The 15,764-nt window shown below is 44.2% G+C and carries 12 protein-coding genes; 9 read left to right on the top strand and 3 right to left on the bottom strand.

Translation table 11 applies throughout. The annotated features are described in order from the left end of the window. Positions 1 to 6: 6 nt before the first annotated feature. Together ABH008_RS07280 and nhaD (ABH008_RS07275) are read right to left on the bottom strand one after the other, a co-directional pair. Entirely contained in the window at positions 7 to 1,542 is a 1,536-nt protein-coding gene (locus ABH008_RS07280; protein WP_347989192.1) for a DUF4118 domain-containing protein, read from the bottom strand. A 137-nt stretch (positions 1,543 to 1,679) separates the two neighbouring features. Then, positions 1,680 to 3,131, bottom strand: a complete 1,452-nt coding sequence (gene nhaD / locus ABH008_RS07275; RefSeq protein ID WP_347989191.1) for a sodium:proton antiporter NhaD — start codon at positions 3,129 to 3,131, stop codon at positions 1,680 to 1,682. Between the two features lie 425 nt (positions 3,132 to 3,556). Between nhaD (ABH008_RS07275) and nhaD (ABH008_RS07270) the strand changes: the two genes are divergently transcribed. After that, positions 3,557 to 5,008, top strand: a complete 1,452-nt coding sequence (nhaD, locus tag ABH008_RS07270) for a sodium:proton antiporter NhaD (protein ID WP_347989954.1) — start codon at positions 3,557 to 3,559, stop codon at positions 5,006 to 5,008. 63 nt (positions 5,009 to 5,071) lie between these two features. On the opposite strand, the gene ppdK is transcribed toward nhaD (ABH008_RS07270), so the two are convergent. Continuing rightward, positions 5,072 to 7,804 carry a pyruvate, phosphate dikinase gene (ppdK, locus tag ABH008_RS07265; RefSeq protein WP_347989190.1) on the bottom strand — a complete coding sequence of 911 codons (2,733 nt, stop codon included), beginning with the start codon at positions 7,802 to 7,804 and terminating at the stop codon, positions 5,072 to 5,074. A gap of 308 nt (positions 7,805 to 8,112) precedes the next feature. On the opposite strand from ppdK, the gene ABH008_RS07260 reads away from it, so the two are divergent. The 8 genes from ABH008_RS07260 (at position 8,113) to ABH008_RS07225 (ending at position 15,509) form a co-directional block, all read left to right on the top strand. Beyond that, the gene (locus tag ABH008_RS07260; protein WP_347989189.1) at positions 8,113 to 9,291 is read left to right on the top strand and encodes an NAD(P)/FAD-dependent oxidoreductase; all 1,179 of its coding nucleotides are present in this window, start codon (positions 8,113 to 8,115) and stop codon (positions 9,289 to 9,291) included. 776 nt (positions 9,292 to 10,067) lie between these two features. Then, on the top strand, positions 10,068 to 11,159 hold the full coding sequence (locus tag ABH008_RS07255; protein WP_347989188.1) for a hydrogenase small subunit: 1,092 nt from the start codon (positions 10,068 to 10,070) through the stop codon (positions 11,157 to 11,159). Further along, the gene (locus ABH008_RS07250) at positions 11,159 to 12,955 is read left to right on the top strand and encodes a nickel-dependent hydrogenase large subunit (RefSeq protein ID WP_347989187.1); all 1,797 of its coding nucleotides are present in this window, start codon (positions 11,159 to 11,161) and stop codon (positions 12,953 to 12,955) included. Before ABH008_RS07255 ends, ABH008_RS07250 begins: the two co-directional genes overlap by 1 nt. 126 nt (positions 12,956 to 13,081) lie before the next feature. Then, on the top strand, positions 13,082 to 13,309 hold the full coding sequence (locus ABH008_RS07245; RefSeq protein ID WP_347989186.1) for a hypothetical protein: 228 nt from the start codon (positions 13,082 to 13,084) through the stop codon (positions 13,307 to 13,309). Then, positions 13,306 to 14,004, top strand: coding sequence for a Ni/Fe-hydrogenase, b-type cytochrome subunit (cybH, locus tag ABH008_RS07240; RefSeq protein ID WP_347989185.1), 699 nt, complete (start codon positions 13,306 to 13,308; stop codon positions 14,002 to 14,004). The genes ABH008_RS07245 and cybH overlap by 4 nt, the downstream gene beginning before the upstream one ends. Positions 14,005 to 14,113: 109 nt before the next feature. Beyond that, positions 14,114 to 14,797: a HyaD/HybD family hydrogenase maturation endopeptidase gene (locus ABH008_RS07235; protein WP_347989184.1), complete on the top strand. Its 684-nt coding sequence runs from the start codon at positions 14,114 to 14,116 to the stop codon at positions 14,795 to 14,797. Continuing rightward, the gene (hypC, locus tag ABH008_RS07230; RefSeq protein ID WP_347989183.1) at positions 14,797 to 15,093 is read left to right on the top strand and encodes a HypC/HybG/HupF family hydrogenase formation chaperone; all 297 of its coding nucleotides are present in this window, start codon (positions 14,797 to 14,799) and stop codon (positions 15,091 to 15,093) included. Before ABH008_RS07235 ends, hypC begins: the two co-directional genes overlap by 1 nt. Next, positions 15,090 to 15,509, top strand: coding sequence for a hydrogenase (locus ABH008_RS07225; protein ID WP_347989182.1), 420 nt, complete (start codon positions 15,090 to 15,092; stop codon positions 15,507 to 15,509). The genes hypC and ABH008_RS07225 overlap by 4 nt, the downstream gene beginning before the upstream one ends. Positions 15,510 to 15,764 lie beyond the last annotated feature (255 nt).

The following is a 15,764-nucleotide window of genomic DNA, read 5'->3' as shown; positions in this document are numbered from 1 at the left end:
ACGCTCCTATACTTCAGGATCAATAGTGGGAGGACATTCCAATAGCGGCAACTGCAATTGGAATACCGAACCGCCGCCACTGCGATTAATGACTAAAATTTCTCCACCATGCGCCTCGACAATAGCACGACAAATTGACAAACCTAATCCAACCCCACTCTGCGCACTTTCGGCATGAATTTGAAAAAACTTGTCAAAAATCCTTTGTTCAAACCCAACAGGAATGCCCAGCCCTCGATCAGCGATACTGATAAGCACGCTAGAACTTGCCGTGTTTACACTCACATCAATTGCCTGATCAACAGGCGAATATTTATCAGCATTGTCTAGCAAGTTAACCATCACTTGTTGTAACAACACTGCATCCACAAAAATTAAAGCCTGACTGGTTGCAATTTGCACATTAATTAAACGTTGTTTTAATTTTTTATCAAGTCTACGCAAAGCACTGCCAACTAGTTCTTCCGGCTCATACCATTGTCGGTTTAACTGTATTTCACCAGCTTCAAGGCGGGCCATTTCCAGAATTTTGGTAGTCAAATCAGACATACGATGCGCTTCTTCATGAATAACATGTACCAAGTTTCGGCGACTATCTATGCTTAACCGCTCTTCATCAACCGCCAAAGTACTGGCAGCACCCACAATAGTAGCTAACGGCGTTCTCAAATCATGCGAAATACTACTCAACAAGGAATTACGCAAAGTCTCAGATTGCATTTTTAGCGTAGCCTCTTTAGCTTGTTCAGCAAGACGCGCACGCTCTAGAGTATGTATAACTTGATTAACAAAGGTTTCCAGAAGCTGATGTTGTTCCACTAAAAACAGCCTTTGCCTACTGATAGGCTCCATCACTAACACGCCAACACATCCCGCTGAACCATTCATTGGCCAATAGATTGCCTCTGCATCTGGATAATGTGCCGAATGATGACCCGCTATTTTTTGGTGCCGAAATACCCAACTTGCCACCTCTAAATTTGCCCCGCGCAGAGAAATAGCAAATGCAGGCTTAACCGGATAACAAACACGCCCATGTTGCCCAGGAAATAGAATGGTGTTACGGGTGTTAAATTCGGCATAAATATGGCGAACGCCAATAGCAATTATTTCATGCTCCAAGCGGGCTTCCGCTAATTCCTTGCTCAAATAATAGAGCGCAGAAGCACGCCGCTCTCTATATTTAGCAACTAATGCTTGTGTACGTACATTTTCAGCTTGCTTACTGGTAAAAGCCCCGACAATTAACATAACCGCCAACCCCACCAGATTTTCCTGATCGGCAATTGCAAAGGAAAAAATAGGTGGCGCAAAAAAATAGGCAAAGGCCCCTGCACTGAACAACGAGGCACAAATTGAGGGCCACAACCCAAAGCGTAGCGCTATAAAAAACACCCCTAATAAATACACTAACAGTATATTACTGGGCGTTAGCATTCGTCGAAAAGGCCAATCAACCAGGGTTAATAACAACGGTATTACCATACCCAACGCCAAACCGACATAGGGTTTCGCTTGCACATGAGGCTCAGTTTTAATCATTTTGCTTTATAACCGGGAAAATTAATTGCCTTTATGCACTATTCCAGAACAAAATTAAACACGTAGTGTGTCAGCCTCAAAATTGCGTCACCGAGAATAACAAACTTAACAGTTAGTCAAAATAATGCGGATATGACTTAAAAGGTACCTCCATTGATTAAATACAGAGTACCGATACTGGCAAAAAAACCTAGTAATATAGCTGGCATCCAACGTAAATGCAGGCTAAAGGTATAGCCCTCACCTTCTTTCATTATGCCTTTCATTAAACCCAAAACATGTAAGCCGGGCGCGGAACCTATGGCTAATAAACTTCCACCCACACCCAATGTCAGTGTTAACAACAACCATTGCCCAATCGAAAAAGGTGGGTGCATATTTAATACCGCAAACATCAACGTACCATTATCAATAGACGAAGAAGCCAAACCGATCATAATGTTTGCTAATGTTGGGCTGATTTGCGTAAACAAATAATTAGCCATAGCATCTAAATACCCAATAAAACTCAAGGCACCGACTATCATCATGGCGCCATAAAAGAATAGCAAAGTATCCCAATCTACCCCCGCAATACACTTAAACACATCAAAGCCTTTATTGGCATCACTACATTCATGTGTTTCCGGAATCAGGAAATGGCTAAGTTTCTCGGATTTGGTTAGATAATAACTAAAGAATTGCAAGATCGCCAAGCCAAACATCATACCGGCTATGGCAGGCATATCCAGAAATACATTCGACAAAATGGTGATAGAAAAAGTAAGAATAAAGATAAAAATAACCCGCTTACTACCGCGTTTTAATTGCGGCGTCTCTTTACTAAAACGGGGATGTTGTTTCGGTACTGAAAATTGCATAATAAAAGCAGGCACGATAAAGTTTACGATACAAGGCAGGGTTAAATAAAAGAATTGATGGAAATGCAGCATATTTTGCTGCCAAACAAAAAAAGTAGAAATTCCACCCAAAGGACTCATGGTGCCACCCGCATTGGCCGCAACTACCGCATTTAAACCAGCCAAACCTACAAATTTGGGTTGTTCTTTGCCGATGACCAGTATGATATAACCCATCAACAAGCCTACAGTTAAACTACTGATAACTAAAGACAGTACAAAAGCCAAAAGACCGGTAATCCAAAATAATTGCCTATAATTATATTCACGGTTAGCCAAAACAATTCTTAATGCATCAAAAATACCACGCTCGGTCATGGAATTTAAGAAAGTCATGGATACAGTGATAAACAGAAATAATTCTGCATATGCCGATAAATTAGTCTGAAAGATGGCAGCAACGTTTTTTGCATGACCAAAGTGCAAATAATAGTATACAAAAATAGCAAACCAAATTAAGGCCGAACCTAATACCATGGGCTTAGCTTTACTCAGTTGATGCAGATCTTCCGTCATAGCCGCCGCATAAACCAGAATGGTAATGACAATCGCAAAATAGCCAACGAAATGATTTTTCAGATCTAACTGAGGAACTGCTAAAGCTTCCTCAGCAAAACTTAAAGAAGGCAACAGCAGCAAAACTGCTAATAAGGCCACATGACGGCATTTGATAAGTTTGAGTATATTCACTTGATCTCACTTTCGATCATAAATTAATGGTTTATTACGCGCTTGTCATTAATCAACGATATCAAACCGACACTAATTAGCTTGACATAAACGAGGTGTTAAAAATCGACTAGCACTGTTCGATGAAAGTTGGATGATAAAGATTACGAAATAAAGATTTCGTTAAGTTATTGCTTTATTTTTGAAACAGACTATTTCTAATATAGAAACAATCATAAGTTATAATCACTAACTTAGTTGTCATTTTTATAAAAAAATCTCATTTTTTCAAATCGTTGAAGCGATTTTTATAAAAAATTTATTTAGCCAAAATATCATGTTTTTACTATTAGCCATCCATTCACATGGTAGTATTGGTTTACAATAGCGGGCTTTCTAGCCTGTGTATTGATTGGTCACAGATTTTGAATAGTCTTACGGAGAAAATAGTGCGTTTTGGATTGAATTTACTGGGAATATTGGCGTTTTTAATCCCCACATTGGGATTTGCAGAAGGAGAAACCGTAACAACTACACTGCATCAGCTAGATTTAACAAACCATTGGGCTGGATATATCTCGGTTGTTGCCATGATCATTGCCTATATTTTCGCCATGTTCGAAGAAGCAACGGAATTGCGAAAATCCAAACCTATGTTACTGGCCTCTGCTCTGGTTTGGTTTGTTATTGTGCTTGCTTATCAGCAAACCGGAAACGATCTACTGGCAGTAGCCGCTTTCAAAAGTAATCTACAAAGCTATATCGAGTTACTACTATTTATCATGGTCTCGATGACTTATTTAAACGCCATGGAAGATATGCGCGTTTTTGATGCCCTAAAAACCTGGCTGGTACGAAAAAACTTAAGCTATCGGCAACTATTCTGGCTAACGGGTATTCTGGTATTTTTTCTTTCCAGTGTGATTAACGGATTAACCGCCGGACTACTCATGGGCGCAGTGGCAGTGGCAGTGGGGAAAGACAGCCCACGTTTTGTATCACTGGCCTGTATCAATATTATTGTCGCCACTAATGCTGGGGGTACTTTCAGTCCTCTGGGCGGCATATCTACACTCTTTGTTTGGCAACATCATATTTTATCGTTTACCGAATTTTTCAAACTGTTTCTCCCTTGCTGGGTGAATTTTCTGATCCCCGCCCTTGCTATGAGTTTTGCTATTCCAAAAGACCGACCTACCATAGAATTAGAAAAGGTTAATCTACCACGGGGAGCAAAACGTGTTATTTTTCTGTTCGGTGTAACCATCAGTCTGGCAGTGGCTTTTGATATGACTTTGCACCTACCCGCTGCCGCAGGCATGATGGCGGGTTTATCATTATTACAATTTTTTTATTTTTTCCTGCAAAAAAGTGGAAAAAGCCGCGAGCGTCATCAAGCGCAACTGGATTTATTTTCCAGCAGTAGCCATATCAATTTAGGAATATCCGAAACGCGTAAACTCGATATTTTTGAAAAAGTGGGGCGATTGGAGTGGGATACTCTACTGTTTTTCTACGGGGCCATGATGGGCATAGGCGGCTTGGGTTATATTGGCTATCTGGACACTATTTCTCACGTGCTATACGGTCAATTAAGCCCCACTATTGCAAACATTCTGATAGGCTTGTCTTCAGCCTTTGTTGACAATGGTACCCTGATGTTTGCGGTATTAACTATGGACCCTAATATCCCACCAGGACAATGGTTACTGTTAACACTGACATTGGGTGTAGGCGGCAGCCTACTGGCAATAGGCTCGGCTCCCGGTATCGGTTTAATGGGACAAGCAAAAGGACTGTACACCTTTAACAGCCATATGAAATGGTTTCCGGTGATTTTACTGGGCTATTTCGCCAGCATTGGCGTACATTTTTTGGTAAACGCAGAGTCTTTTTAAAGCCTAGTTACGCGGCAATCGCAAACCGGGCCAGCCAAGCCCGGTATAACAACTATTCAAACTTTAGTTTTCCAACAATTTAGCATGTGCCGCAGCCAACCGCGCCACCGGAATACGTGGCGCTGAACAGGACACATAATTTAAGCCTATATCATGACAAAAGCGGATAGAGCGTGGATGCCCACCGTGTTCACCACAGATGCCTATACGTATATCCGGACGTTGCGCTCGACCAAAATCTACAGCCATTTTCATTAACTTACCCACACCGAGTATATCCAGTGTTTCAAACGGATTGTCTTGTAGCAAGCCAGAATCTTCGTATAAGGGTAAAAATTTATTTTCTGCATCTTCTCGAGAGAAAGAAAAAGTAGCCTGAGTAAGATCGTTGGTACCAAAAGAAAAGAAATGCGCAATTTCTGCCAGATGATCGGCACGGGTACAGGCTCTTACGGTTTCTATCATGGTGCCAAATTTGAATTTAAGTTTCAGTCTATATTGATCTTCTACCTCAAGTTGAATTTCGTCTACCCATTGTTTCACTTTTTTCAACTCTTGTGCGGTAATGACTTGTGGCACCATAATTTCCGGCTCAATCAAAATTCGCTGTTTTACACAACGCGCAGCCGCTTCCAGAATAGAACGAATTTGCATTTTGTAGATTTCCGGATAACTCATCCCCAAACGTACACCGCGATGTCCCAGCATGGGGTTTACTTCGTACAACTCAAAAACCTTGGCCAACATCATTTCTTTTTTGGCAATGGCACTCAAAATGACTTCTTCATTGAGTTGACTGAAAGGCGGAGGCAATTCACTGGGGTTAGCCAGTGTTTCCATTACCACTCGCTGCCCTTTAACAATGGTAAGATAATGTTTGAGCGCATCAATTTCTTCTACCAATTGATGCTCGTTAGGCAAAAATTCATGCATGGGCGGATCTAACAGCCTTACCGTAACTGGATGAGGGGTCATGGCTTCGAACAGCTGCTGAAAATCATCGCGTTGGATGGGAAACAATTTAGCCAACGCCGCTTCACGCTCTTCAGTATTATGCGCCAGAATCATATCGACAACCAGCGGCAAACGATCAGAGGCGTTGAACATACGTTCGGTACGACATAAGCCTATGCCTTTTGCACCGTAACTGACTGCCAAACGTGCTGCTTCCGGGGTGTCGACATTGGCATGTACCTGTATACGAGCCACATTATCGGCCCATGACAATAAGGTTTTCAGCGATTCAGAAAAAACTGGCGCAATGGTCGGGATGCGTCCCATATAAATATGCCCGGTACTGCCATCAATGGTAATCAAATCGCCTTCTTTTATGTGAATATCGCCCACGATTGCCAAACGCGCACGCACATCAACTTTAATATCTTCAGCACCTGCCACACAAGCTTTCCCCATACCACGCGCCACCACCGCCGCATGCGAGGTTTTACCGCCGCGACTGGTCAAAATGCCTTGCGCAGCAAAAAATCCATGAATATCTTCGGGCTTAGTTTCTTCTCGTAACAGAATAATTTCCTCACCGGTTTTAGCTAAACGTACAGCAGTATCGGCGTCGAATACACATTTGCCGCAAGCAGCCCCCGGTGACGCAGGCAAGCCTTGAGCAATGGCCGCCTGATTATGTTGGGGGGCCAATTGAGGATGCAGTAACTGTTCAAGTGATTCAGGATGGATACGCAGTAATGCTTGAGCCTTGTTGATCAGCCCTTCGGCCACCATATCAATAGAAGACTTCACCATAGCAGCGGCATTCATTTTGCCATTTCTGGTTTGTAAACAATACAGCACACCCCTTTCTATAGTGTATTCATAATCCTGTACTTCCTGATAATGTGCTTCCAGTTTATTTCGCAGCTCTTTTAATTGTTGATACTGTTCAGGCATTTCCTGAGCCATAGCCTGTACCGGTTTTGGGGTACGAATACCCGCGACCACATCTTCACCTTGAGCGTTAACCAAATATTCGCCGTACATTTCGTTTTCACCTGTACCGGGATTACGGGTAAAACCCACACCAGTGGCGCAGTCATCGCCCATATTGCCAAATACCATCGTCACAATATTAACGGCAGTACCATTAGCCATATCCGGTGTGATATGAAATTGTTGACGATAATCGATTGCGCGCCGACCTAACCAAGAGTTAAATACCGCCTGTATAGCAATTTCCAATTGCTCGTAGACATCTTCAGGAAAGGGGCGACCGGTTTCTTCGTAAACAACGTTTAGAAAAAGCTCGCTGATTTCCTGCAATTGATCGCTGGTCAAGGCTACATCGGCCTTAATACCGGCATTACGTTTAACCGCCTGAAAATGCGCGTCAAATTTTTCGTCTTCAATACCTAGCGCCACTTTGCCAAACAACTGGATAAAACGCCGATACGCATCGTAGGCAAAGCGGGTATCGTCTGTGACTTCAATCAATGCAAGCAAGGTCTGCTTGTTCAAACCCAAATTGAGTATGGTATCCATCATACCTGGCATAGAAATCGCCGAACCAGAACGTACCGAAACCAACAATGGATCAGTACTCCCGCCAAAAGTTTTACCTGTCAGTTCTTCTATATCGGCAATTTGGCTGCGCACTTCGTTCATTAAGCCATCTGGCAAGCGTTTATTTTCCAAATACTGAATACAGGTATTGGTAGTAATCACAAATCCTGGAGGAACATTCAATCCTAACTGGGTCATTTCACATAGATTGGCACCTTTACCACCTAGTAGAACTTTGTTTTTACCATCGCCAGTGTTGAATGAGTAACAGAAATTTGTATCCATAGTAGCCTGAAGAAAAGGTTTAGATAATAAAGCCAGGGTAGCCCGCTTAATAAGATACGGTCTACGCAATAGGGTGTGTAAACATGGATTTTTACTGCGTTTTGTAATGTTTTTCAAGAGTTATATTAAACTTGCTGATTTGTTTAAGGTAAAATTTCAATTACCGTTCAATGTAGCCTCGATGCAGCGCAGCGGAATTGAGAGTGTCGACTACGAAATTTATCAGGCACACCAAATTTGATTTTATTTTTTGGGGTCACTAAATACTTACCCCACCCTACTGATAAATTAAAACCAAAGAACTATTCATGCAAAATCCAGAAGTAATTATTATTGGCGCAGGCGCTTCAGGTTTAATGTGCGCCATAGAATCCGCCAAGCGTGGGCGCAAAACGCTGGTGATTGACCATGCCAACAAAGCCGGTAAAAAAATCTTAATGTCGGGTGGTGGACGCTGTAACTTTACTAATTACACGATTGAAGCAGGGAATTTTATATCTGCAAATCCGCATTTTTGTATATCCGCCTTAAGCCGCTTTACACAATGGGATTTTTTGGCAATGGTAGAAAAATACCGCATACCGTTTCACGAACGACTGCACGGACAATTGTTTTGCGATGATAGCGCCAAAGATATACTGAATATGCTATTGGACGAATGTAAGCATTATGGTGTAACAATACTGCTGGAATGTACATTACAGGCACTGGAGCGCACTAGCGGCGGCTTTGCCTTACAGACCAGCAAAGGCCAGTTTCACTGTCAATCTCTAGTCGTGGCCAGTGGTGGCTTATCCATTCCCAAAATGGGTGGCAGTCCACTCGGTTACAAAATTGCCACGCAATTTGACCTTCCCGTTAAAGCCACACGAGCAGGCTTAGTACCCCTAACCCTGCAAGATTCCGACAAAGAGCAACTAGCCCCCTTAAGCGGTATTGCTGTTGCAAGCCAAGTGAGCTTTCAACAGCTAAGCTTTAAAGAAAACTTGCTGTTTACCCACAGAGGTTTAAGTGGACCTGCCATTTTGCAAATATCCTCTTACTGGCAACCGGGTAGCAGTTTAAGTATTAACTTATTACCCGCAATTGATTTACTGTCTGAATTAAAACAAAGCCGCGCTCAGGGCAGTAAATTAAAATTGCAAACCGTATTGTGCGACTTATTACCCAAACGTCTGCTGCAAACCCTACTTTCCGAAGAGTTGCTAGATTTACCAATGGCAAATTGTGCCGATAAACATTTGCAACAGGTGACTAACAGTTTGCAAAACTGGCAAGTAAAACCAAATGGCAGCGAAGGTTACCGCACCGCAGAAGTAACGGTAGGCGGTGTTGATTGTAGCGCCATATCGTCTAAAACCATGGAAAGCCTGACAGTGCCAGGCTTGTATTTTATTGGTGAAGTGCTGGATGTAACTGGCTGGCTGGGTGGCTATAATTTTCAGTGGGCTTGGTCTTCTGGGTGGTGTGCAGGGCAATATGTTTAAGTTGTTGCGAAAAGTTATAACATCGACTTCAAGTTGATCGGTAGAGTCAAGATTTGCCGAGGGGAGCATTAAATCGATAAATCTCTGCTTGAGTGCAATCCCCAGCTTGCCTAGCCATCACTCAAATCTGTATGTATCAACATCCGAGAAATTCTGACCATCTACCATCGATTCCTAACCAACCTTTAGAACTAAATTTTTTTGGTATTGATGAGACGTATTCGATAATCAATCTTACTGGTCGATGCTGGCAACTCCTGTCAGTTACTGGGTAAATAATCCATTTCAGCTTGCTTTTGCCTCACTAAGTACCCTGTTATCTCCTATCTCAAGAATCGCTGACTAATTGCCCATATCGAAATTGACTATCTCGCAATGAAATGTCGATATTCAAACAAAACCACAATTTTAATGTGATTTTGTTTAAAAACCAACAGCAGCCTATTAATTTAAAAAAATCTTCATTTCTTAAATTTATTGATATTAGAAAGGTTTTTGGGGGGATTGTTATTTAGGCATAGATTTTGTTACCAATTTTAGAGCAGGTTTGGTGGAAAAAGTGCCGTTTACTGCAATATAAATAATAAATAGAAATTAAGCGCTTCCAACGACTGCTTACCTATCTGACTAAATAGTTGTACCGCCAAGTGCAGTTCAACTGAGAAAAACATTAGCTAAGATTGTTTCGGTAGCGTGGTCTTGAAGACTAATCATGCCCTAGAGATAGGGCCAAGCTGTTTTTCTTCAAATAGCCATACAACAAACCAGGAGTTTCCATGACCGAAACCTTTTACGAAGTGATGCGCAGGCAAGGCATCACTCGCCGCAGTTTTCTGAAGTTTTGTAGCTTGACTGCTGCATCCTTGGGACTTTCACCCGCTTTCGCACCGAAAATCGCCCACGCAATGGAGACCAAACCCCGTATTCCAGTGTTATGGTTGCATGGTTTGGAATGCACTTGCTGTTCGGAATCCTTTATCCGCTCGGGCCATCCGCTGGCCAAAGATGTGATCTTGTCGATGCTGTCTCTGGATTATGACGACACCATCATGGCCGCAGCGGGGCATAACGCAGAAGCTATCGTTACTGAGATCGTCGAAAAATACAAAGGCAATTACATACTGGCTGTGGAAGGCAATCCACCGCTGGCCGAAGACGGCATGTTCTGCATCATCGGCGGTAAGCCCTTCGTGGAACAACTAAAATACGCTGCAGAAAGCTGCAAAGCCATTATCTCATGGGGTTCGTGTGCTTCCTGGGGTTGCGTACAGGCGGCAAAGCCCAATCCGACTCGTGCTACACCGGTTCATAAAGTCCCCGGATTGGCAAAAAAACCCATCATTAAAGTACCCGGTTGTCCACCAATTGCCGAGGTAATGACTGCGGTGGTGGCTTATCTACTAACTTTCGACAAACTGCCGACGCTGGACAAACAAGGTCGGCCGCAGATGTTCTACAGCCAGCGCATCCACGACAAATGCTACAGAAGACCGCATTTCGATGCAGGTCAATTTGTCGAACATTGGGATGACGAAGCTGCTCGCCAAGGCCATTGCTTATACAAAATGGGCTGCAAAGGGCCTACAACTTACAACGCTTGTTCGACGGTGCGGTGGAACGAAGGTACTTCATTTCCGATTCAATCCGGTCACGGCTGCATCGGATGTTCCGAGGACGGTTTCTGGGATAAAGGTAGTTTCTACGACCGTCTAACCGACATCAATCAGTTCGGCATCGAAGCTAATGCCGATGTGATTGGTGGTACCGCTGCGTCTTTAGTGGGTATCGGCATCGCCGCACATGCCGGGTTAACCGCTCTGAATCGCGCCAAACAATCCGGTGATAAACAACCTGGAGCAGAACAATAATGACAGTTAGAAATACACCCAACGGTTTTAACTTAAACGATACTGGCCGCCGTGTGGTGGTCGATCCTGTTACTCGTATCGAAGGCCATATGCGTTGCGAAGTCAATATCGACCAAGACAACATTATCCGCAATGCGGTTTCTAGCGGTACTATGTGGCGTGGCTTAGAAGTGATATTGAAAGGCCGCGATCCGCGCGATGCTTGGGCATTCGTGCAACGCATCTGTGGTGTCTGCACGGGTACCCACGCATTGACCTCTGTCCGTGCTGTCGAGAACGCGCTGAAGATCAAAATTCCAGAAAATGCTAATTCAATACGCAACCTAATGCAGCTCAGCTTGCAGGCACAGGATCACTTGGTACATTTCTATCATCTGCATGCGCTAGATTGGGTGAACCCAGTTAATGCCTTGAAAGCCGATCCTGTTGCAACTTCGGTCTTGCAACAATCGATTTCGCCACACAATCCCAAGTCCTCACCCGGCTATTTCCGTGACACCCAAAATCGATTGAAAAAATTTGTCGAATCCGGACAACTTGGACCGTTCAAGAATGGCTACTGGAGCAATCCGGCTTATTTATTGCCGCCGGAAGCTGATTTGATGGCGGTTACCCATTATCTTGAAGCTTTAGATTTTCAAAAAGACATTATGAAAATCCGCACCATATTTGGAGGTAAAGACCCGCATCCAAACTGGTTGGTGGGTGGAGTACCATGCGCTATCAATATAGATGGGGTTGGTGCTAATGCTGCGATCAATATGGAGCGTTTGAATCTGGTGTCGTCACTGATAGATCGCACCATCGATTTCATCGATCAAGTCTACATCCCGGATTTACTGGCGATTGCCAGTTTCTACAAAAGTTGGATGTATGGCGGTGGCATTTCCGGCCTAAGTCTACTGTCTTATGGTGACATTCCCGACAAGGCCAACGATTACTCTGCCAGCAACTTATTGATGCCACGCGGCGCGATTATTAATGGCGACTTGAACAAAGTTCACGAAGTGGATTTGACTGATCCTGAGCAAATCAAGGAGTTCATACCGCACTCCTGGTACAAATATCCCAACGAGTCGGCAGGGTTACATCCTTGGGACGGCATTACCGAACCCAATTTCAAGCTAGGCTCTAACACTAAGGGTAATCGCACAAATATTCAGGAGCTGGATGAAGGCGCGAAATATTCCTGGATCAAAGCACCACGCTGGAAAGGTCATGCGATGGAAGTCGGGCCATTGGCGCGTTATGTTATCGGTTATGCGCAAGGCAACAAAGAAATCACCGAGCAAATCAACTTTGTACTAAAAACATTGGATGTACCGGTGACTGCTTTGTTCTCGACCTTGGGCAGAACCGCCGCTCGAGGTCTGGAAGCGCAATGGGCAGCAGGCAAGATGCGCTACTTCATGGACAAGTTGATTACCAATGTTAAAGCTGGCGATTTATCCACAGCCAACGTCGAGCGTTGGGACCCAGAAACCTGGCCTAGCAGCGTCAAAGGCGTTGGTTTTACCGAAGCACCTCGAGGAGCCTTAGGTCACTGGTTGAAAATCGAAAATACCAAGATCGCCAATTACCAATGTGTAGTGCCAACAACCTGGAACGGCTCGCCGCGCGACGAGCAAGGCAACATTGGTGCCTTCGAAGCAGCCTTAATGAACACCAAGGTTGAACGCCCCGAAGAACCGGTGGAAATCCTGCGTACTCTGCACAGTTTTGACCCTTGTTTGGCCTGCTCGACCCATGTGATGAGTATAGACGGCAAGGAATTAACCCAAGTTAAAGTCCGTTAAGGAGTCGTGCTGCGACAGGCTCAGGACGACAGTAAATAACTGATTCCGTTTGTGCTGAATCCTGAGCTTGTCGAATTTTCACCCTTATCGGTATTTAGCGTTGAAAAACTCCCAAAGGAGAAACAGATGAACAAATATTTTACACTAGCCAGTTTATTGGCAATATCTGCTAAGGCGGATGCTCACTCACATCCCACAGTGGATAGCCTGACTCATAGTCTGGAACATTTGATAATCACTTATCATGCCTGGTTACCCTATCTTCTGGGTTCTAATGCGGTATTGGCACTTACGATAGTCTTGTACTACAGGTGGAATCGCCGTTCAGGAACATCAAAACGGAGAGTGTTATGAGCGAGTCCACACCGTCGCCAGTCTATGTTTACGAAATCCCTGTCCGGGTTTGGCACAGCCTGAATGCTTTGTTGATCGTTGCCCTGATTACGACTGGTTATTTGATCGCCGAACCATTAGCCTCTGTGACTGGCGAAGCCTCCGAACACTTTTTAATGGGCTATATCCGTTTCGGTCATTTTGCCGCGGGCTATTTGATCGCCATTGCTTTGGTGTTTCGTGCCTATTGGGCTTATGCCGGCAACGAACATGCACGGCAAATTTTTTTGCCGCCGTTGTTGAATGCGCATTTCTGGCAGGGTGTCTGGCACGAAATTCTCTGGTATACCTTTTTGGTAAAAGAGCCACGCCGTTACATTGGCCATAATCCATTAGCGATACTATCCATGCATTTCGTATTTGTATGGGGATTACTGTTTATGATAATCACGGGATTTGCATTATACGGGGAGGGAGCTGGTGCCAACAGTTGGGCTCATGTTTTATTCAGCAGTTGGGTGTTGCCGTTGTTTGGCGATAGCCAGAGCTTACATAGCTGGCATCATTTGGTGATGTGGATAATAGTGTGTTTCGTGCTAATTCATATTTATGTCGCAGTGAGAGAAGACAAATTGTCCGGGCAAAGCCTGCTGTCTACGATAGTCACAGGCTGGCGCACTTTCAAGAGTGATAAACCAGTGGATGATGCACATTGAAACATACAAAAACCTTTCGAGCTAAAAAGGGACACGGTTACTCTACAGCGTATCAATCACCACCGATTTGCTTTATTGCGTTAAGAACCTATGGGGAGGATTTATTCTTGTGACTTCATCACCTTCTATTTTATTGCTTGGTATAGGCAATGTACTTTGGGCTGATGAAGGTTTCGGTGTCAGGGTGATTGAGCATCTACAAAAATTCTACCGCTTTCCAGATAACGTCAACGTGCTGGATGGCGGTACGCAAGGCATGTATCTGGTCGAGCATGTGCAGGCAGCGCAGGTATTGGTGGTATTTGATGCGGTTGATTACGGCCTGCCACCGGCTACCCTTAAGCGGGTTGAAAATGATGACGTTCCCAGTTTTCTCGGTGCTAAAAAAATGAGCCTGCATCAAACTGGCTTTCAGGAAGTATTGGCTACGGCACAAATGCTGGGTCAATATCCGCTACATCTATTACTGATTGGTGTTCAGCCGGAAGAGTTAGATGATTATGGTGGCAGCCTTAGACCTAGTGTCAAAGCGCAAATTCAGCCAGCTATAGATATGGCCTTAAATTATCTGCAAGGATTCGAAATTCGTGCAGAAGCACTTGAAAAAGCGGTTGATTTATCAGATCAAGCCTTAGACATGCAACGCTACGAACAAGAACGCCCACCTGCCGAGTTGGCCTGCCGAGTAGGTGACGAACGCATCCTGCAATCGGATGCATTTGAAGTCCGCCTGCCGCAAGTAAACGACCGGCCTAGTCTGCAAGTTGATATTGATTACCGAGGAAAATATTAATGTGCATAGGAATACCGATGCAAGTGGTCGAACGGCGTGGTGAATCAGCCCTCTGCGTTTACCGCGGCGAACTACACCAAATCGACATGATGCTGGTCGGCGAACAACCGCAAGGAACTTGGTTGCTGGTGTTTCTGGATGCGGCGCGGGAAGTAATGAGTTCCGAGAAAGCACAACAAATTACTGATGCGCTGGAAGCTATGCGCTTGGCTATGCAAGGTGAAACCGACCTAGATCATTTATTTGCCGACTTGGTTGACCGCGAACCCAAATTACCGGAGTTTTTACGCACATGAGTCCAATCTTATTTGAACAACTACAAACCCGTTACGGTTTGCCGCTACTGAATGCCGAAAATTACGATTTGTTTGTCCACGGCCATCACAACGTGGTACTGTTCTTTGCCAATGATCCGATAATGTTTCCGGAAAGCCATGACGTGGCGGTAATTCTTCCGGAGTTATTGAAAGTGTTTGCCGACAAGCTGCAAGGCGCGTTGATCGCCCAATCCATCGAGCGCGAATTGCAAGCCAGATTCCGCTTTACCAGTTGGCCATCGCTAGTATTTCTAAGAGATGGCGAATTTCTGGGCATGATTACCGGCATCAAGGATTGGGCAGAATACGGTCAGGAGTTTGCCCGCATCTTGTCTGCCGAGCCTAGTCAGCCACCGAAATTTGATCTGGAAAAGATTTGCGGTGGATTTGCTTAGTTTTAAATTTTTGTAATTACTCAACTTAGGGTTGGTTAGATGTGCTATTTGAAATACTTATAAGCATTGCTGGCTTATACACGCATCGTAACCTAACCGAGCATAAAAAACTGCCACCTAGTACTAAGCTAATGGGTGTCCGAGTATTAAGAGGAGTAATTACCCAATTTTTAGCTTGGATTCACCTAAAGACATAATTGCGAAATATAGAGTAACTCAGCCTACGTTGCCAGTAATGAGTTTTTTCTCGAACCC

This window comes from Methylomonas sp. AM2-LC, from assembly GCF_039904985.1.
Lineage (GTDB): Bacteria > Pseudomonadota > Gammaproteobacteria > Methylococcales > Methylomonadaceae > Methylomonas.
This window is presented reverse-complemented; position numbering and strand designations above follow the sequence as displayed.

Bases quoted from the DNA above. Each gene is read 5' to 3' on its own strand.
- ppdK (WP_347989190.1), bottom strand. From the start codon at position 7,804: ATGGATACAAATTTCTGTTACTCATTCAACACTGGCGATGGTAAAAAC.
- ABH008_RS07245 (WP_347989186.1), top strand. From the start codon at position 13,082: ATGAACAAATATTTTACACTAGCCAGTTTATTGGCAATATCTGCTAAG.
- ABH008_RS07280 (WP_347989192.1), bottom strand. From the start codon at position 1,542: ATGATTAAAACTGAGCCTCATGTGCAAGCGAAACCCTATGTCGGTTTG.
- ABH008_RS07225 (WP_347989182.1), top strand. From the start codon at position 15,090: ATGAGTCCAATCTTATTTGAACAACTACAAACCCGTTACGGTTTGCCG.
- cybH (WP_347989185.1), top strand. From the start codon at position 13,306: ATGAGCGAGTCCACACCGTCGCCAGTCTATGTTTACGAAATCCCTGTC.
- ABH008_RS07250 (WP_347989187.1), top strand. From the start codon at position 11,159: ATGACAGTTAGAAATACACCCAACGGTTTTAACTTAAACGATACTGGC.
- ABH008_RS07260 (WP_347989189.1), top strand. From the start codon at position 8,113: ATGCAAAATCCAGAAGTAATTATTATTGGCGCAGGCGCTTCAGGTTTA.
- hypC (WP_347989183.1), top strand. From the start codon at position 14,797: ATGTGCATAGGAATACCGATGCAAGTGGTCGAACGGCGTGGTGAATCA.
- ABH008_RS07255 (WP_347989188.1), top strand. From the start codon at position 10,068: ATGACCGAAACCTTTTACGAAGTGATGCGCAGGCAAGGCATCACTCGC.